This is a genomic window from Streptomyces sp. NPDC005706, from assembly GCF_040631045.1.
GTDB lineage: Bacteria > Actinomycetota > Actinomycetes > Streptomycetales > Streptomycetaceae > Streptomyces.
Genome location: NZ_JBEXYS010000006.1, coordinates 1 through 16778 on the forward strand (window position 1 = coordinate 1; position 16778 = coordinate 16778).

The 16778-nt window shown below is 71.8% G+C and carries 14 protein-coding genes; 10 read left to right on the top strand and 4 right to left on the bottom strand.

Features of this window, described 5'->3' with window-relative positions; all coding sequences use genetic code 11:
* Nucleotides 1-69: 69 nt before the first annotated feature.
* On the bottom strand, nucleotides 70-2889 hold the full coding sequence (locus ABZ478_RS13300; protein WP_359548374.1) for a penicillin acylase family protein: 2820 nt from the start codon (nucleotides 2887-2889) through the stop codon (nucleotides 70-72).
* 202 nt (nucleotides 2890-3091) lie between these two features.
* Here ABZ478_RS13300 and ABZ478_RS13305 point away from each other — a divergent pair, with 202 nt between their 5' ends.
* From ABZ478_RS13305 to mscL, 6 genes are all read left to right on the top strand, one after another.
* Nucleotides 3092-4603, top strand: a complete 1512-nt coding sequence (locus tag ABZ478_RS13305; RefSeq protein ID WP_359548967.1) for a potassium/proton antiporter — start codon at nucleotides 3092-3094, stop codon at nucleotides 4601-4603.
* A 280-nt stretch (nucleotides 4604-4883) separates the two neighbouring features.
* Entirely contained in the window at nucleotides 4884-6182 is a 1299-nt protein-coding gene (locus ABZ478_RS13310) for an MFS transporter (protein WP_359548376.1), read from the top strand.
* Between the two features lie 67 nt (nucleotides 6183-6249).
* The gene (locus ABZ478_RS13315; RefSeq protein ID WP_359548379.1) at nucleotides 6250-6567 is read left to right on the top strand and encodes an FmdB family zinc ribbon protein; all 318 of its coding nucleotides are present in this window, start codon (nucleotides 6250-6252) and stop codon (nucleotides 6565-6567) included.
* A 100-nt stretch (nucleotides 6568-6667) separates the two neighbouring features.
* Complete coding sequence (locus tag ABZ478_RS13320; RefSeq protein WP_359548381.1) at nucleotides 6668-7501, top strand: S-methyl-5'-thioadenosine phosphorylase; 834 nt, start codon at nucleotides 6668-6670, stop codon at nucleotides 7499-7501.
* Between the two features lie 166 nt (nucleotides 7502-7667).
* Nucleotides 7668-8291: a hypothetical protein gene (locus tag ABZ478_RS13325; protein WP_359548384.1), complete on the top strand. Its 624-nt coding sequence runs from the start codon at nucleotides 7668-7670 to the stop codon at nucleotides 8289-8291.
* A 156-nt stretch (nucleotides 8292-8447) separates the two neighbouring features.
* A complete protein-coding gene (gene mscL / locus ABZ478_RS13330; protein ID WP_359548386.1) occupies nucleotides 8448-8927 on the top strand; it encodes a large conductance mechanosensitive channel protein MscL in 480 nt (159 codons plus the stop codon).
* 79 nt (nucleotides 8928-9006) lie between these two features.
* On the opposite strand, the gene ABZ478_RS13335 is transcribed toward mscL, so the two are convergent.
* Entirely contained in the window at nucleotides 9007-9204 is a 198-nt protein-coding gene (locus tag ABZ478_RS13335; protein ID WP_359548389.1) for a hypothetical protein, read from the bottom strand.
* A gap of 91 nt (nucleotides 9205-9295) precedes the next feature.
* On the opposite strand from ABZ478_RS13335, the gene ABZ478_RS13340 reads away from it, so the two are divergent.
* From ABZ478_RS13340 to ABZ478_RS13355, 4 genes are all read left to right on the top strand, one after another.
* Nucleotides 9296-10534 (top strand): low temperature requirement protein A, encoded by a 1239-nt coding sequence (locus tag ABZ478_RS13340; RefSeq protein ID WP_359548392.1) that lies wholly within the window; start codon nucleotides 9296-9298, stop codon nucleotides 10532-10534.
* A 63-nt stretch (nucleotides 10535-10597) separates the two neighbouring features.
* A complete protein-coding gene (locus ABZ478_RS13345) occupies nucleotides 10598-11641 on the top strand; it encodes a P1 family peptidase (RefSeq protein ID WP_359548395.1) in 1044 nt (347 codons plus the stop codon).
* Between the two features lie 177 nt (nucleotides 11642-11818).
* A complete protein-coding gene (locus ABZ478_RS13350; protein ID WP_359548398.1) occupies nucleotides 11819-13039 on the top strand; it encodes an Ig-like domain-containing protein in 1221 nt (406 codons plus the stop codon).
* 158 nt (nucleotides 13040-13197) lie between these two features.
* A complete protein-coding gene (locus ABZ478_RS13355; RefSeq protein ID WP_359548400.1) occupies nucleotides 13198-13944 on the top strand; it encodes a DUF6227 family protein in 747 nt (248 codons plus the stop codon).
* A gap of 85 nt (nucleotides 13945-14029) precedes the next feature.
* Here ABZ478_RS13355 and ABZ478_RS13360 read toward each other — a convergent pair whose 3' ends face one another.
* Complete coding sequence (locus ABZ478_RS13360; protein WP_359548402.1) at nucleotides 14030-14311, bottom strand: hypothetical protein; 282 nt, start codon at nucleotides 14309-14311, stop codon at nucleotides 14030-14032.
* 111 nt (nucleotides 14312-14422) lie between these two features.
* Nucleotides 14423-16537 carry a fructose-specific PTS transporter subunit EIIC gene (locus ABZ478_RS13365; protein ID WP_359548405.1) on the bottom strand — a complete coding sequence of 705 codons (2115 nt, stop codon included), beginning with the start codon at nucleotides 16535-16537 and terminating at the stop codon, nucleotides 14423-14425.
* Nucleotides 16538-16778: the final 241 nt, after the last annotated feature.

Genomic DNA, 16778 nt, shown 5'->3' on the forward strand with positions numbered 1-16778 from the left:
GGCCCCCAATCGCCGGCCCGGCCCTCCACGCGCGCGTGGAGGGCCGTCCGGCGTATGTGCGTCAGCGGCTCACGGCCTGAGCACGAGGGTGTCGCTCGTGCTCTTGCCGACCGCCCCCTCGGAGAAGGCCCAGGGCAGCAGTTCGCCCTTGGCCCACTTGCCCGTCTGGTCCGTGTAGTGGGCGCTGAAGGCGTGCCCGGAGGCACCGGTCAGGTTGATCCACTTGGACTTGTCGAGGTCGGCGAGGTTGACCACCATCCGCATGGACGGCACCCACACGACGTTGTAGCCGCCGGCGGCGTTCCAGCCGGAGGCGTTGACGGTGGCCTCGCCGCCGCTGAGCTTCCAGGGGCCGCGGTTGAGGACGTACTGCAGGGCCTTGGGGCCCCCGGTGCCGAGCGTCTGGTTCTTCAGGAACAGGCGGTGCAGCCGGCCCCAGCTCCAGGTGTCGATGTCCTTGCCGAGCTTGGAGGTCAGCTCCCAGCGGGCGTCGATCATGGCGCGGGCGAACAGCGAGTCACGGTCGGTCGCCGCGGGGCGCGTGCCCCGCTCGGGCGTCTTCCACCAGTCGCTGTCCGGCTTGTCCATCAGCTTGCGCACGACCTCGAACCAGCGGTCGCCGCCGTCCGGCTGCGCCTGGTCGGCGTCGCGCTCACCGCACTCGCGCACCTTGCCGTCGTCGTCGACCGGCCCGGTGCTGTCGGTCTTGTCGACCCACAGGCACTGGCCCTTGACGCGCAGCTCCTTGGGGAGCTTGTTGCCGAAGGCGAGCTTGAGGACGTTGCGCCAGACCGCGTTGAAGTAGGCGGCGGCCGCGGAGTCGGCGTCCTGGGTGTAGTCCCAGCCCTCCAGCAGCTTCTGGGCGTCACGGACGGACTTGTCGTCCAGGTTGATCTTCAGCAGCTTGGGCACCAGCAGCTTGGCGATCTCGCTGCTGTTGTCCATCTGCATCTGCCGCATGTCGTCGGTGGAGATCTTGCCGCCGTCCTTGATCTTTGACTCGATCAGGTCGGTGATGCGCTGGCTGCGGGTGCCGTAACCCCAGTCGCCGGTCAGCGTGTAGGGGTACTTGTCCTTGTCGACCACGGCCTGGTTGGCGGTGACGATGTAGCCGCGCTCGGGGTCGTACTCGTAGGGCAGCTCGTCGTCCTTGATGAACCCGGTCCAGCGGTACTTGGCGTCCCAGCCGGGCACCGGGACGGAGCCGTCGGCGGCCGAGGAGCGGGTGGGGATCTTCCCGGGCAGCGTGTAGCCGATGTGGTTCTTGGTGTCGGCGTAGACCAGGTTCTGCGAGGGCACGTCGAACAGGGCGGCCGCCGACCGGAAGTCGCTCCAGCCGGCCGCCTTGTCGAGGGCGAACACGGCGTCCATCGAGGTGCCCGGGTCGAGCGCGGTCCACCGCAGGGCGATGCCGTAGCCGTCGCCGCGGTCGGGGGCGGCGGTGTTGACGGTGGCCCGCCGGCCGACCTGGACGAGTTCGTCGTCGCGGTCGGACAGCAGGGGCATGCCGTCGGCGGTCTGGCGGACGACGATCTTCTTGGCGTCCCCGCCGGCGACCTCGATGGTCTCCTCGCGGGTCTTGAAGGGCCGCACCTTGCCGTCGTACAGGTAGCCCTCGCCGGAGAGCTTCTCCAGGTACAGGTCGCTGACGTCGACACCGGAGTTGGTCATGCCCCAGGCGATGTCCGCGTTGTGGCCGATGATCACACCGGGCATCCCGGCGAACGTGTAGCCGCTGACGTCGTACTGGCACCTGGCGGAGACGCTCCGGCAGTGCAGGCCCATCTGGTACCAGACGGACGGCAGCGACGCCGACAGGTGCGGGTCGTTGGCGAGCAGCGGCTTCTTGGTGATCGTGTACTTCCCGGAGACCACCCAGGAGTTGGAGCCGATGCCCTGGCCGTTCACGCCGACGGCGGCGGGGACGTCGTCGAGGACCTTGTAGAGGCCCGCGAGCTGGCTGGTGAGGGCCGAGCCGGTGGCGCTCCGGGTGCCGGTGCCGGTGCCCGTGCCGGTGCCGGTGCCCGTCGTGCCCTGCGAACCGGTCGTGCCCGCCGTGCCCTGCGAGCCGCTCGCGGCGCCGTTCTGCTGGAAGGTCCTGGACAGCTCGCTGTACTGCCCCTCCTGCACGATCGGCTTGTTGCGGCCGTAGGGGTACTCCGGGTAGAGGTCCGCGATCTGCTGCGGGTCCAGGCGGCTGGTCATCAGGGCGCGGTCGATCTCGTCCTGCATGTTGCCGCGCAGGTCCCAGGCCATGGCCTTCAGCCAGGAGACGGAGTCGACCGGGGTCCACTCGACGGGCTTGTAGTCGTTGGTGAAGCCCAGGGCGGCGTACTCGAGGGAGATCTCCGCGCCGTCCTTGCCCTTCAGGTAGGCGTTGACGCCCTTGGCGTAGGCCTGGAGGTACTTCTTCGTGGGGGCCGACAGCTTGGTGTCGTACTCCTGCTTCGCGATCCGGTCCCAGCCGAGCGTGCGCAGGAACTCGTCGTTCTTGACCTGGCTCTTGCCGAACATCTCCGACAGGCGCCCGGAGGTCAGGTGGCGGCGCACATCCATCTCGTAGAACCGGTCCTGCGCCTGGACGTAGCCCTGCGCCATGAACAGGTCCTCGTCTGAGGAGGCGTAGACCTGCGGGATGCCGTTGCCGTCGCGTTCGACGTCGACGGGACCCGACAGGCCGTCGAGCGTGATCGAGCCCTTGGTCTGCGGGAAGGAGGCCCGGACCGTGCTGATCGACCAGTACGACCCGTAGGCGATGCCGCCGATGATGGCCAGGACGAGCACCAGCACGAGGAGCCGGGCTTTGCGCCCCTTCTTCCTCCCGGTCGTGCTGGGCGCGACACCCGTCGTGGCGGTGTCACCCGTTGTGGCGGTGGTGTTGGGGGGCATCGCTGTCCTTGCTGTCCTAACGCGAGCGGCAGGCGGTCCTGGAGTGCTGGAGCAACCATAGGCGCAGGGCCCTGTCGCGCTTGACGCGGAGTCGGGAACCAGCACGCACGGGCGTTCGATCTTGCCTCGGCAAGCGTCAAGAAAGCGTCAAGAGTTAGGTAAGGTAACGAAGTAACCGGAGAACCAAGGGGAGGAACCGCCGCTGAACGTTCACCACCTCAACCAGCTCCTGCTCGTCTGCTCCGTCGTCCTCCTCGTCGCCGTCGCGGCCGTCCGGATCTCCTCCCGCAGCGGGCTCCCCAGCCTGCTCGTCTACCTGGGCATCGGCGTCGTCATGGGCCAGGACGGCCTCGGCCACGTGGGCTTCAACAGCGCCGCGCTGACCCAGGTCATCGGGTATGCGGCCCTGGTCGTGATCCTCGCCGAGGGCGGTCTCGGCACGAAGTGGAAGGAGATCCGGCCGGTTCTGGCGTCGGCCACCGTGCTGGCCCTGGTGGGAGTCGGGATCAGCGTCGGGGTCACGGCGGCGGGCGCGCACTACCTGGTGGGGCTGGACTGGCGGACGGCGCTGATCATCGGCGCGGTGGTGTCGTCGACGGACGCGGCGGCGGTCTTCTCGGTGCTGCGGCGCATCCCGCTGCCCACGCGCGTGACGGGCACGCTGGAGGCGGAGTCCGGCTTCAACGACGCCCCGGTGGTCATCCTGGTCGTCGCCTTCGCCGCGACCGGTCCGGTCGAGCACTGGTACGTCCTGGTGGGCGAGATCGCGCTGGAGCTTGCCATCGGCGCCGCCCTGGGCCTCGCGGTGGGCTGGTTCGGCTCCTGGGGCCTGCGGCACGTCGCGCTGCCCGCCTCCGGCCTCTACCCGATCGCCGTCATGGCCATCGCCGTCACGGCGTACGCGGCCGGGGCGCTCGCCCACGGCAGTGGCTTCCTCGCCGTCTACCTGGCCTCGATGATGCTGGGCAACGCGCGGCTTCCGCACTGGCCCGCCACCCGCGGCTTCGCCGAGGGACTCGGCTGGATCGCCCAGATCGGCATGTTCGTCCTGCTCGGCCTGCTCGTCACCCCGCACGAACTGGGCGACGACGTCTGGCCGGCGCTGATCATCGGGCTGGTGCTGACCATGGTGGCCCGGCCGCTGAGCGTGGTGCTCAGCCTGGCCCCGTTCCGGGTGCCGTGGTCGGAGCAGGCGCTGATGTCGTGGGCGGGGCTGCGCGGCGCCGTTCCCATCATCCTGGCCACCATTCCGATGGTGACGGGTGTCGGGGGCAGCCGCCGCATCTTCAACATCGTCTTCGTACTGGTCGTCGTCTACACCCTCCTCCAGGGCCCGACCCTGCCCTGGCTGGCGCGCAAGCTGCGGCTGGGCGAGCAGGGCGAGGCCTCCGACCTCGGCATCGAGTCGGCGCCCCTGGAGCGGCTGCGCGGCCATCTGCTGTCCCTCACGATCACCGAGGGCTCCCGGATGCACGGCGTCGAGGTCAACGAGCTGCGGATGCCGCCGGGCGCCGCCGTCACGCTCGTCGTCCGCGAGGGAAAATCGTTTGTCCCGCTGCCCACGACGGTGCTGCGGCACGGGGACGAGCTCCTCGTGGTCGCCACCGACCCCGTGCGCGACGCGGCGGAACGGCGCCTGCGCGCGGTCACGCAGGGCGGCAAGCTGGCGGACTGGCTGGGCACGGACGGGGCCGGGGCGGGCAGCTCCCGTTAAGTGGAGGTTTCGTACCGTTCACACCGCCCGTAATCCCAGGTGGCACCCCCTGGTGGTGCTAGTTTTCACAGGTCCGCGATGCGGTGATCCCTGTACGATGAAGGCGCACCCTGATCGAACCAACTCTGCCTGACGCAGAGCTGGCGCGACCGTATGGCGGCCGGGTCGTCCCCACTCACCGTGGGCACCGGTATCTACCGCAGTTCCGCGCAAGAGGACAGCTCTCGGCGCCCGGACCCGTACGGGGCCCGCGCTACCAGGCGGCAGAAAGGCACGGGCCGTGGGATCCACGGTCTCCACCTCCGACCCGGAGAAGACCTCGCCGGCGCCGCCCCGCCCCGGATACGGACAGCTGCTGCGCACCCGCGGCGCCTGGACGTTCCTGCTCCCCGGCTTCGCGGCGCGCCAGCCGTTCGCGATGCTCACCATCTCCATCGTGCTGCTGGTGCAGCACACCACCGGCTCGTACGGTGCCGCCGGCGCCGCCGCGGCCGCCACCGGCGTCTCCATGGCGCTGTTCGCCCCCTACAGCGGCCGCCTCGCCGACCGCTACGGGCAGCGCGCCGTCCTCGTGCCCGGTGTCCTGGTGCACGCACTGTCGGGTCTGACCCTGACGGCGCTCGCGCTGGCGCACGCGCCCCTGTGGGCGCTGTTCGTGGCGGCCGTGCCGACCGGCGCCTCGGTGCCGCAGGTCGGCCCCATGGTGCGGGCGCGCTGGGGCGTGAAGCTCCAGGGCTCGCCCCTGATGACGACCGCGGCGGCGTTCGAGTCCGTCACGGACGAGCTGACCTTCGTCTTCGGGCCGCTGCTCGCGACCGCGCTGTGCACCACCGTGACCCCGTCCGCGGGTCTGGTCACCGAGGCCGCGCTGACCCTTGTCGGCGGCCTGCTGTTCGCCGCGAGCAGGAGCACGCAGCCGGCGGTGAGCGCGGAGACCGGGCACGCGCGTGTGCGGCACGACTCCGCGCTGCGCGTCCCCGGAGTGCGCGTGCTGATCGTGACGTTCCTGGGCATCGGGGCGGTCTTCGGCGGTATGCAGGTGTCGCTGGCCGCGTTCACCGAGTCGATCGGCGAGCCCGGACTGAACGGCGTCCTGTACGGCGTCTTCGCCGCGGGCAACATGCTCTCCGGCATCGTCTGCGGCGCGATCGCCTGGAAGGTCACGCCGCAGCGCCGTCTCATCGTCGGCTACACCGGGCTCGCGCTGACCGCTTCGGCGCTGTGGACGGCGCACTCGGTGCCGCTGCTGGCCGGGCTCGGACTGCTGGTCGGCATGTGCATCGCACCGGCCCTGATCACCGGCTACACGCTGGTCGAGGGCCTGGTCCCGGCCGAGGCCCGGACCGAGGCGTTCACCTGGCTGACCGGCGCCGTCGCGCTCGGCCAGGCGGCGGCGGTCACGGTCGCCGGGCAGCTGGAGGACCGGCTGTGGGACGGTGCCGGGTTCCTGGTGCCGATGGCCGGTACGGTGCTCCCGCTGGTCACCCTGGCGGCCCTGCGTTCACGGCTCACCGTCCGGCCGCAGAGCCGCACGGTCGCACGTGGCGTCGGTCACCGCGTCCCCGTCACGGTGGACTGAACCCCGGGAATACGTCACTATGGATCGTCGTTAGCACTCATCGAGTGAGAGTGCCAGGAGGAAGACAGTGCCGACGTACCAGTACCAGTGCACCGAGTGCGGCGAGGGCCTCGAGGCGGTGCAGAAGTTCACCGACGACGCCCTGACCGAGTGCCCCGCCTGCAGTGGCCGCCTGAAGAAGGTGTTCTCCGCGGTCGGCATCGTCTTCAAGGGCTCCGGCTTCTACCGCAACGATTCCCGCGGCTCCTCGTCGAGCAGCAGCCCGGCGTCGAAGTCGTCCTCGTCGTCGGCCGGCTCCTCGTCCGACACGAAGTCGTCCTCGACCTCGTCCACGTCGTCCTCGACGACGTCGTCGTCCGGCTCCACCAGCACCTCCGCGGCCTGAACCGCCGCTCCCCGGGCCCTGCCGTCCTGCGACGGCGGGGCCTTCGGTGTACCCCGGCACCGGCTCCACCGCCGCGTTCCGGGCAGCTAATCTGCTCGTCATGGCGAACGCAGAGATCGGCGTAATCGGCGGCTCGGGCTTCTACTCGTTCCTCGAGGACGTGACCGAGGTCCGGGTGGACACCCCCTACGGGCAGCCCAGCCACTCCCTCTTCCTCGGTGAGCTGGCCGGCCGGCGGGTCGCCTTCCTGCCCCGGCACGGCCGCGGCCACCATCTGCCGCCGCACCGCATCAACTACCGCGCCAACCTCTGGGCCCTGCGCTCGGTCGGCGTCCGCCAAGTGCTCGGCCCCTGCGCGGTGGGCGGGCTGCGCCCCGAGTACGGACCGGGCACCCTGCTCGTGCCGGACCAGTTCGTCGACCGTACGAAGTCCAGGACGCAGACCTTCTTCGACGGGCTGCCGCTGCCCGACGGCACGGTGCCCAACGTGGTGCACGTGTCCATGGCCGACCCGTACTGCCCCGCCGGGCGGGCCGCCGCGCTCAAGGCGGCGCGCGGCCGGGAGTGGGAGCCGGTCGACGGTGGCACGCTGGTCGTGGTCGAGGGGCCGCGCTTCTCGACCCGCGCCGAGTCGCTGTGGCACCAGGCGCAGGGCTGGTCGGTGGTGGGCATGACCGGCCACCCCGAGGCGGCGCTCGCCCGGGAACTGGAGCTCTGCTACACGTCGCTGACGCTGGTCACCGACCTGGACGCGGGCGCCGAGAGCGGTGAGGGCGTCTCGCACGAGGAGGTGCTCGAGGTGTTCGCGGCCAACGTGGACCGGCTGCGGGACGTGCTGTTCGACGCGGTGGCGGCGCTGCCGGAGACCGGGGCGCGGGACTGCCTGTGCGTGAACGCGCTGGGCGGGATGGACCCGGGGTTCGACCTGCCGTGAGGTGAGAGGTGATCGCCGGCGGGCCGCCGCGCACACCGGCGATCACCCCTTCGAGTGGGCGAGTTGTCCACAATCCCCAGGCCGTCCACCGGCACCGACGGCGTTCGGCCCAAGGCGTCATCGTGGGACCGCAAGCCGATCCCCCTCGTCGCCGGCGGTGATTCCCATGGCTCTGGCCTCCCCCTACCCCACTTCTTCCGCGTACCCCCCTTCCTCCTCACCCTCTCCCCCGCACCCCCGATCGCCCGCCCCGCCGGCCGTCCGGCTGCCCCGCCCGCTGGGCACCGACGCCCCGGCTACCTGTGAGGTGCCGGCCTTCGCCCCGGTACGGGTGCGCGGCGGGCGGTACGGGCTGGAGCGGCTGGTGAGGCGTCGTGGGCGGGCCCTCGCGGCCGGTCTCGTCGTGACCGCGGCCGCGCTGGTGGCGGCGGGACCCCGGACCACGGACGAACCGCACCGGGGCGACCGGGCCCGCGGGCATCCGGTCACCCGTCCCGTGCGGGCCCCTCGGGTGGCGGACCTGGTGACGGCGCCGGTGCGGATCGCCGACGCCGCCACGGTGCGGCTGCTGCGGCCCGGCGACCGGGTCGACGTCATCGCCGCCGAGGACGCGTCGGCAGGCGGCGCCGCCCGGGTGCTCGTGCGCGGCGCGCGGGTGACGAGGGTGCCCGAGCCCCTGGCGGGGGCGGCGGACAGCGGGGCCCTGGTCGTGCTGTCGGTGCCGCGGGCCGCCGCGGCGGGGCTCGTCGGCGCCGGCGCCACGGCACGGCTGGCGGTGACGCTGTGCTGAACCACGCAGGCCATTACGCCTTCAGTCGCCTCTTCCCCTTAAGTCGGTTCTTCCGACGTAGGGACAAGCTGCGGAATTGGACATGGGGACCCCACCGTGCCGTAGGTTGCGGAGCGTTTCGTTCCGCGTCCTGTGCACGTGAGGAGTGCCCCCGAGGTGACCAAGAAGAAGGAACCCACCGTCTGGCAGGGCTTCAAGGCCTTCCTGATGCGCGGGAACGTCATCGACCTGGCCGTCGCGGTGGTGATCGGCGCCGCGTTCACGAACATCGTCAACTCGGTGGTGAAGGGGCTCATCAACCCACTGGTGGGGGCCATCGGCACGAAGAACCTGGATCACTACAGCGTCTGCCTGAAGGACCCCCCGTGCGTGGTGAACGCGGACGGGTCGGTGAAGAGCGGTGTGCCGATCATGTGGGGCTCGGTCGCCGGGGCCACGCTCAGCTTCGTGATCACGGCCGCGGTGGTCTACTTCCTGATGGTGCTGCCGATGGCGAAGTACCTGGCGCGGCAGGAGGCCCGGAAGAAGGCGCGCGAGGGCACGCACGAGGTCATCGAGGTGACCGAGCTGGCGGTCCTCAAGGAGATCCGCGACACGCTGGTCGCGCAGCGCACGGCGGGCCACGACGAGCGCTAGCGGTACCGAGCCGGGCCGCTCACCCGCCTGTGGGACTCCGTCCGGCGCCCCGGGCGGTGGCGCCGCTCCGCTCCGCGGATCAGATGTGGTGGGGCGGCTTCTCGTCGAGGAAGCGCCTCAGGTCGGCGGCGCTGTCGCCGTCCGGGCGCTCGCCCCACCCGCGGTCGGTGTCGTCCGAACTCTGCCTGTTCAGCGGATCGTCGAAGATCAGCGCGGCCTTGGGGTCGCGCTGCTCGGACTGGGGATCGCGCTGCTCGGGTTCGGGGGCGGTGCTCATGCCTCAAGGGTACGGCCCCGGCCCACCGCCCCGTCGGGCTCGTGAATCCGTTCACAAGATTTCGTCCTTGTTTTCTGCTGTCCTGGAAGACATGACGCCGAGTTCCGCTCCGCCGCCCGCCTCGCCGGGCGCACAGCAGTCCCCGGGGCTCCTGCGGCGGCTCACCGCGCGCGGGCGCGGCGAGGCCCACCGGGTCTCCTCACCGCTGGAGCTCTTCTTCGATCTGTGTTTCGTCGTGGCCATCGCCCAGGCGGGCGCCCAGCTCGTGCACACGGGGGCCGCGGGGCACGTGGCCGACGGGATCCTGAACTACGCGATGGTCTTCTTCGCCATCTGGTGGGCGTGGATGAACTTCTCGTGGTTCGCCTCGGCGTACGACAACGACGACGCGCTCTACCGGGTCGTCACCCTGGTGCAGATCGCCGGTGTGCTGGTCCTGGCCGCGGGCGTCGCCCCGGCGTTCGAGCGCCACGACTACCTGGTGGTCTGGCTCGGCTACGTGATCATGCGGCTGGCGATGGCCGCGCAGTGGCTCAGAGCGGCCGGATCGGCCGAGGGCGCGGAGCGCACCACGGCGCTCAGATACGCCGGCGGTGTGTCCCTGTGCCTGGTCGGCTGGCTCGGTCTCGTGCTGCTGCCCGAACCGGCCCGACCCTGGGTGTTCCTGGTGATGGCCGTGGCGGAGCTGTGCGTGCCCGTCTACGCGGAGAAGGACCACGGGACGTCCTGGCACGCGCATCACATCGCCGAGCGGTACGGCCTGTTCACCATCATCGTGCTCGGCGAGACGATCGCGGCGGCCACGGTCGCCGTGAAGTCGGCGGTGGACGAGCACGACGCGCTGGGCGAGCTGCTGCCCATCGCGGCCGGCGGCCTGCTGATCGTCTTCTCCGCCTGGTGGATCTACTTCGTGGTGCCCATCCACGGCCATCTGCGGTCCAACACCCAGGCGTTCCTGTGGGGCTACGGCCACTACCTGATCTTCGCCTCAGCCGCCGCGATCGGCGCCGGTCTGGAGGTGTCGGTGGAGCAGACGGTCGGCAAGACTCGCATCTCCACGCTGTCCGCCTCGGCGGCCGTGACCCTGCCGACCGCGCTGTACCTGCTGACCGTGTGGGCGCTGCACTCGCGGCACTTCAAGTCCGGCATCCGCCAGCAACTGGTGCTTCCGGTCACAGCACTGCTGGTGATCTGCTGCACCTTCCTGGGCGAGTGGGCGGTGCTCGCGACGGGGCTGGTGTCGGCGGCCTCGGTGGCGACCGGGGCGACCCTGACGGCGCGCCGGACCTCCCGCGCGCGGCGCTCGGGCGCGGGCGCCCCGGCCGCCTGACCTCCCGTCACCCGGGCCCCGCCGCGGCCCTCCCGTCCGGGCGGTTGGGCCACACTGGCCCGCATGACAGTCGATGCTCTGACGGATGTCGCCGGGCTGCGGGTGGGGCACGCCTCCCGCACCGGGGACGGCTGGCTCACCGGCACCACGGTCGTGCTCGCGCCCGAGGGGGGTGCCGTCGCCGCCGTGGACGTGCGCGGCGGCGGCCCCGGCACCAAGGAGACCGACGCCCTCGATCCGCGCAACGTGGTGCAGCGGGTGGACGCCGTGGTGCTGACCGGTGGCAGCGCGTACGGGCTCGACGCGGCGTCCGGGGTGATGGCCTGGCTGGAGGAGCGGGGGCGCGGCGTTCCGGTGGGGGCGGATCCGGCGCACGTGGTGCCCGTGGTCCCCGCCGCGTGCGTCTTCGACCTGGGCCGGGGCGGGAACTTCCGCGCCCGCCCGGACGCGGTGACGGGACGCGCGGCGGTGGAGGCCGCGGCGGCGAGCGCCCCGGGCGCCCGGGTGCCGGAGGGGTCCGTCGGGGCCGGTACGGGTGCGGTGGCGGGCGGCCTGAGGGGCGGGGTGGGCACGGCGAGCACGGTCCTGGACTCCGGGGTGACGGTGGCCGCGCTGGTGGTCGTGAACTCCGTGGGGTCCGTCGCGGACCCCGGAACGGGGGCGCTCTACGGTGAGTTGTTCGAGGGGCGGGTGGAGTACCCGGAGGCGCGGGTGCACGAGGCCGCGCGCCGGCGTCTGGAGGAGGTGGCGGCGCGGAACGCTCCCCCGCCGCTCAACACGACGCTCGCGGTGGTCGCGACCGACGCGGACCTCGGCAAGGCGCAGGCGCAGAAGCTGGCGGGCACGGCGCACGACGGCATCGCGCGCGCCGTGCGGCCGGTGCACCTGCTGCACGACGGCGACACGGTGTTCGCGCTGGCGACCGGCGCCCGCCCGCTCGGCGGCGGGCATCCGCTGGAGCTGAACGACGTCCTCGCGGCCGGTGCGGATCTGGTGACGCGCGCGATCGTCCGGGCCGTGCGCGCCGCCGAACCGTTCTCGGGGCCGGGTGGAGTGTGGCCGTCGTACGGGGAGTTGTACGGCGAGCGGCGGGCTCCGGGCGCGTGACGGGCGCGGCCGTACCGGCCGCGGGGCCCCGGGAGCGTGACTCCCGGATGCGGATTGTCGCGGTTCTGTCACCAGACGACGTCAACGGGCACCGGCGGGGAACCTCACCGGCGCCGGGGGCCTCTTTTCCCACGCACTGGAGCGGATCAAGCACATCACATGAACTGGGAGCAGCCCGTGACAACGCCGGACATCGCAACGCGGCGCGTACTGGGGGCCTGTGCCGCCCTGGTGGTCGGCGCCCTCACCCTGACGGCCTGCGGGGGCGACGCCAGCGCCACCGGCGAGGACGGCAAGAACGGCAAGGGCTCGGCCACCACGTCCGCGGCCGACATCGTCATCTCGGCCAAGGACGGCTCGACCGGCGCGTCCATCAACTCCACCGGCGTCAAGGTCAGCGACGGCCGGCTGACCGACGTGAAGATGACCGTGTCGGGGTCCGGCGAGGCGGTGCCGGGGGCGATCTCGGCGGACGGCCACACCTGGAAGCCGAAGCAGCAGCTCGAGCGCGGCACGAAGTACCGCCTGGCGGCTACCGCCAAGGACGGGAACGGGCGCACCGCGGCGGCCAACTCCATCTTCACCACCGTCTCCTCGGCGAACAGCTTCATCGGCACCTACACGCCGGACAACGGCACCACGGTCGGTGCGGGCATGCCGGTGTCCTTCACCTTCGACAAGTCGATCAGCGACCGAAAGGCCGTGCAGTCGCACATCACGGTCGCCTCCAGCAGCGGCCAGCAGGTCGTCGGGCACTGGTTCGGGGACCGCAGGCTGGACTTCCGGCCGCAGGAGTACTGGAAGGCCGGCTCCAAGGTCACGATGAAGATAGACCTGGACGGGGTGCGGGGCGCCGACGGCGTCTACGGCGTGCAGAAGAAGACCGTGACCTTCACCGTCGGGCGCTCGCAGGTCTCCACGGTGGACGTCGGCACCCAGACCATGACGGTGGTGCGGGACGGCCGGACGATCAAGACGCTGCCGATCTCGGCGGGCAGCCCGCAGCACACCACGTACAACGGTCAGATGGTGATCTCCGAGAAGTTCGTGCAGACCCGGATGAACGGCTCCACGGTCGGCTTCGGCGGGGAGTACGACATCTCGGACGTCCCGCACGCGATGCGGCTGACCTCGTCGGGCACGTTCATCCACGGCAACTACTGGTACAACAAGGGCAACCCGCCGTTCGGCCGGGAGGGCACCAGCCACGGCTGCGTGGGCCTCGCGGACGTGCAGGGCGCGCAGGGCGACACCACGGCCAAGTGGTTCTACGACAACTCGCTCGTCGGGGACGTCGTGATAGTGAAGAACTCCCCCGACAAGACGGTGGCGCCGGACAACGGCCTCAACGGCTGGAACCTGTCGTGGAGCGACTGGACCGCGGGAAGTGCCGGATGACCGGCGGGTTTTGACGACACGTGGGGCCGCGCGGGAACTTTTCGCGCGGCTCTCGCGTTTTCCCCATATACGTTTTCTCGGATCGGGGGACATGATGTCCGACCGAGGGGCTACGGTATGCACCCACTAGGTGACATGCAGCAACGCCGGGAGAAACCTTGAGCGTTCCGTACGAGACGGCAGCGTACGAACCAGCCGAGTCGCCCGAGTCTCCGGAGGAGCACCTCGCGCGGCTCCTCGGCCGTGCCCTGAACTCCTTCGAGCTGCCCGACGAGGTGCTCCGGCTGCTCGAGTGCGCCCTGGCGCACGACAGCTCCCTGCACTCCGCCCACCACAGCGCGGGCCTGCACCGGGAGACCTACCGGCACACCTGGCTGCTCGGCGACGGCTCGGCGGTGACCCTGTGGGAGCTGGTGCACAACACGACGCCGGGCGGTGAGGCGCAGCACGAGGTGTACGTCGACGAGGAGGAGCTGCACACCGCCACCGGCCGGCTCGCGCTGCCGCCGGACGCGCCGGACTTCGAACTCCCCGTGGTGACGCAGCTTTCCGCGATACCCGAGCCCCGGCACGTGTACGCCCCGGACGACACGGCGGATCACGCGCGCCGGCTGCTGCGCCGCGCGGAGAACGCCGACCGGCCGGGAGCGGAGGTGGCGGCCCTGCTGGCGACGGCGTCCGCGCACCAGATCACCCAGGCGTTCGGACGGCCCGGGCGGGCCGGACGGGCGGGGCTGAGTTTCGCGCTGTACGAGCACGCGTTCCTGCTGCCGGACGGCGGCGAGGTCTCCCTGTGGGAAGTGGAGCACACGGCGACCCCCGACGGGCGGCACATGTGCGAGGTCTACACGTCCCAGGACGCGGCCCGGGACGCCATGGAGCGACGGGCGGCACGACAGGTCTGAGGCCACCGGCACCGACAGGGCCCGAGGTACGCCGGCCCGACAGGCCCGAGGTCCGGCGGTCCTCGCCTCGCCTCGCCTGCGACCGTCAGCGGCCGCCGAGTTGCCGTACCAGGCCGGCGAAGGCGTCCTGTTCCTCCGGGGTCAGTTCGACGGTCTCCCGCGAGGGTCCGGCCTGCGGCTGTTCCGGAAGGGCGGAGAGAGCCGGGAGGGCCGGGAGCACGGGGAGAGCGGCTGCCCGACGCCGTTCGGCGACGGCCTCGACACGGAAGCGGCGCAGCAGGCGCATCACGATGACGGCCCAGACGACGCCCGCGGCGGTGAGGACGACCGCGCCGGTCAGCTGGAGTGTCGAGACGTGCTCAGGCATGCCCACCAGTAGACACCACGGTCCGGGACTTTGGCCCCGGACCGTGACGTATCTCGCAGGTGCCGTGAACAACTCACAGCGCATCAAAGGGACAAGAGGTGCGGCTCCCCGTCAGGCGGCGACCGCCTGCTTCGTCCCACGCGCCGCCGTGGCGGGACCGGTGGCGGGGTCGTCGGACGTGGTCCCGGGTGCCGGGCGGCGCATGCCCTTGAGGACGACGACCAGGGCCGCGGTGACCAGGACGCCGGCCGCGATGGCGATCAGGTAGAAGAACGGGTTGCCGATCAGCGGAACCACGAAGATGCCGCCGTGCGGGGCGCGCAGGGTGGCGCCGAAGGTCATCGACAGGGCGCCGGTGACTGCGCCGCCCACCATGGCGGACGGGATGACCCGCAGCGGGTCCGCCGCGGCGAACGGGATCGCGCCCTCGGAGATGAAGGAGGCGCCCAGCACCCAGGCCGCCTTGCCGTTCTCACGCTCGGTCCGGGTGAAGAGCCTGCCGCGCACGGTCGTGGCCAGGGCCATCGCCAGCGGCGGGACCATACCGGCGGCCATCACCGCGGCCATGATCTTCATGGCGGAGTCGCTCGGGTCGGCGACCGCGATGCCGGCGGTGGCGAAGGTGTAGGCCACCTTGTTCACCGGACCGCCCAGGTCGAAGCACATCATCAGGCCGAGCAGGCCGCCCAGCAGGACGGCGTTGGTGCCGGTGAGGCCGTTCAGCCAGTCGGTCATGCCCTTCTGCGCGGAGGCGATGGGCTTGCCGATCACGACGAACATCAGGAACCCGACGATCGCCGAGGAGATCAGCGGGATCACCACCACCGGCATGATGCCGCGCAACGCCGCCGGAATGCCGATCCGCTGGATCGCCATCACCACACCACCGGCGATCAGGCCGGCCGCGAGTCCGCCGAGGAAGCCGGCGTTGATCGTCAGCGCGATGGAGCCGCCCACGAAGCCGGGGACGAGACCTGGACGGTCCGCCATGCCGTACGCGATGTAGCCGGCCAGGACCGGGACGAGGAAGGCGAAGGCCACGCCGCCGATCTGGAACAGCAGGGCGCCCCAGCTGTCGGCCTGGGTCCACACGAAGTGGTCCATCACCGAGGGCGCCTTGTTGATCTTGTAGCCGCCGATCGCGAAGCCGAGGGCGATCAGCAGACCGCCCGCGGCGACGAACGGGACCATGTAGCTGACGCCGCTCATCAGCCACTTGCGGAGCTTGGTGCCGTAGCCCTCGCGCGAGTCACCGGCCCGCTCGACCGGTGTGCTCGCGGAGGCGGCCGCGGTGACCTCGCCGCGGGCGGCCTTCTCCCGTACCTCGGTGATGAGTTCGCCGGGCCGGTTGATGCCCGCCTTCACACCGACGTCGACGGTCGGCTTGCCCGCGAAGCGGCCCTTGTCCCGTACGGGGACGTCGTGCGCGAAGATCACGCCGTCCGCCGCCGCGATCACCTCCGGGTCCAGCCGGGCGAAGCCGGCCGAGCCCTGCGTCTCGACGGACACCTCGGCGCCGGCCTCGCGGCCCGCGTTCTCCAGCGACTCGGCCGCCATGTAGGTGTGGGCGATGCCGGTCGGGCAGGAGGTGACGGCGACGATGCGGAAGGGCCGCCCGTCCGGGACGGAACCGGCGTCGGCGGCGGGACCGGAGCCGGGTCCGGCGGTGGCCGCCGGGGCCGGTGCGCCCGTGTCCGACGGCTCCGTCGTACTGCCCGCCGCGGCGTCGGCGGAGGCCGCCCCCGACGCCGCGGCGGTGTCCTCGGGGGCGCCGTCGGCCGGCGGCTCCTCCCCGCGGATGAGCGCCGCCGCCGTGCCCGCGGCGCCCACGGACCGCAGCTCGTCGGTGAACTCGGCGTTCATCAGCTGCCGGGCCAGCGACGACAGGATCGTCAGATGGGCGTCGTCGGCGCCGGCCGGGGCGGCGATCAGGAAGATCAGGTCGGCGGGGCCGTCCGCCGCGCCGAAGTCGATGCCGCCGGCGCTGCGGCCGAAGGCGAGGGTCGGCTCGGTGACGTGGGTGCTGCGGCAGTGCGGGATGCCGATGCCACCGTCGAGGCCGGTGGGCATCTGCGCCTCACGGGCGGCCACGTCGGCGAGGAAGCCGTCGAGGTCGGTCACCCGGCCGAGGGCCACCATGCGCTCGGCGAGTGCGCGCGCCGCCGCTTCCTTGCTGTCGGCGGACAGGTCGAGATCGACCAGGTCCGCGGTGATCATGTCGCTCATCGCGGGCTCCAATGCACGCGTATCGCCCGGGGGACGCAGTGGGCGGGGGTGGGGACGGGGGTGGAGACGGGGGTGCGGTCTGGGCAGGCTCCGGGGTGGGTGGAACCGGGGCCGGGTGGTTCCTGCCTCCCGAAGCCGGTCGCGACGGGCGCCGGGGCGCCGCGCCGTTCGGGCTCGGGGGGTGCGGGGGTGTCCGGGCGGGTGGGCCGTGGGCTGCCGCCGAGGTGCCGCCCGCCGGGGC

Coding starts and splice junctions, on each gene's coding strand:
- ABZ478_RS13300 (WP_359548374.1), bottom strand. CDS start 2,889: ATGCCCCCCAACACCACCGCCACAACGGGTGACACCGCCACGACGGGT.
- ABZ478_RS13320 (WP_359548381.1), top strand. CDS start 6,668: ATGGCGAACGCAGAGATCGGCGTAATCGGCGGCTCGGGCTTCTACTCG.
- ABZ478_RS13325 (WP_359548384.1), top strand. CDS start 7,668: ATGGCTCTGGCCTCCCCCTACCCCACTTCTTCCGCGTACCCCCCTTCC.
- ABZ478_RS13335 (WP_359548389.1), bottom strand. CDS start 9,204: ATGAGCACCGCCCCCGAACCCGAGCAGCGCGATCCCCAGTCCGAGCAG.
- ABZ478_RS13340 (WP_359548392.1), top strand. CDS start 9,296: ATGACGCCGAGTTCCGCTCCGCCGCCCGCCTCGCCGGGCGCACAGCAG.
- ABZ478_RS13345 (WP_359548395.1), top strand. CDS start 10,598: ATGACAGTCGATGCTCTGACGGATGTCGCCGGGCTGCGGGTGGGGCAC.
- ABZ478_RS13360 (WP_359548402.1), bottom strand. CDS start 14,311: ATGCCTGAGCACGTCTCGACACTCCAGCTGACCGGCGCGGTCGTCCTC.
- ABZ478_RS13365 (WP_359548405.1), bottom strand. CDS start 16,537: ATGAGCGACATGATCACCGCGGACCTGGTCGATCTCGACCTGTCCGCC.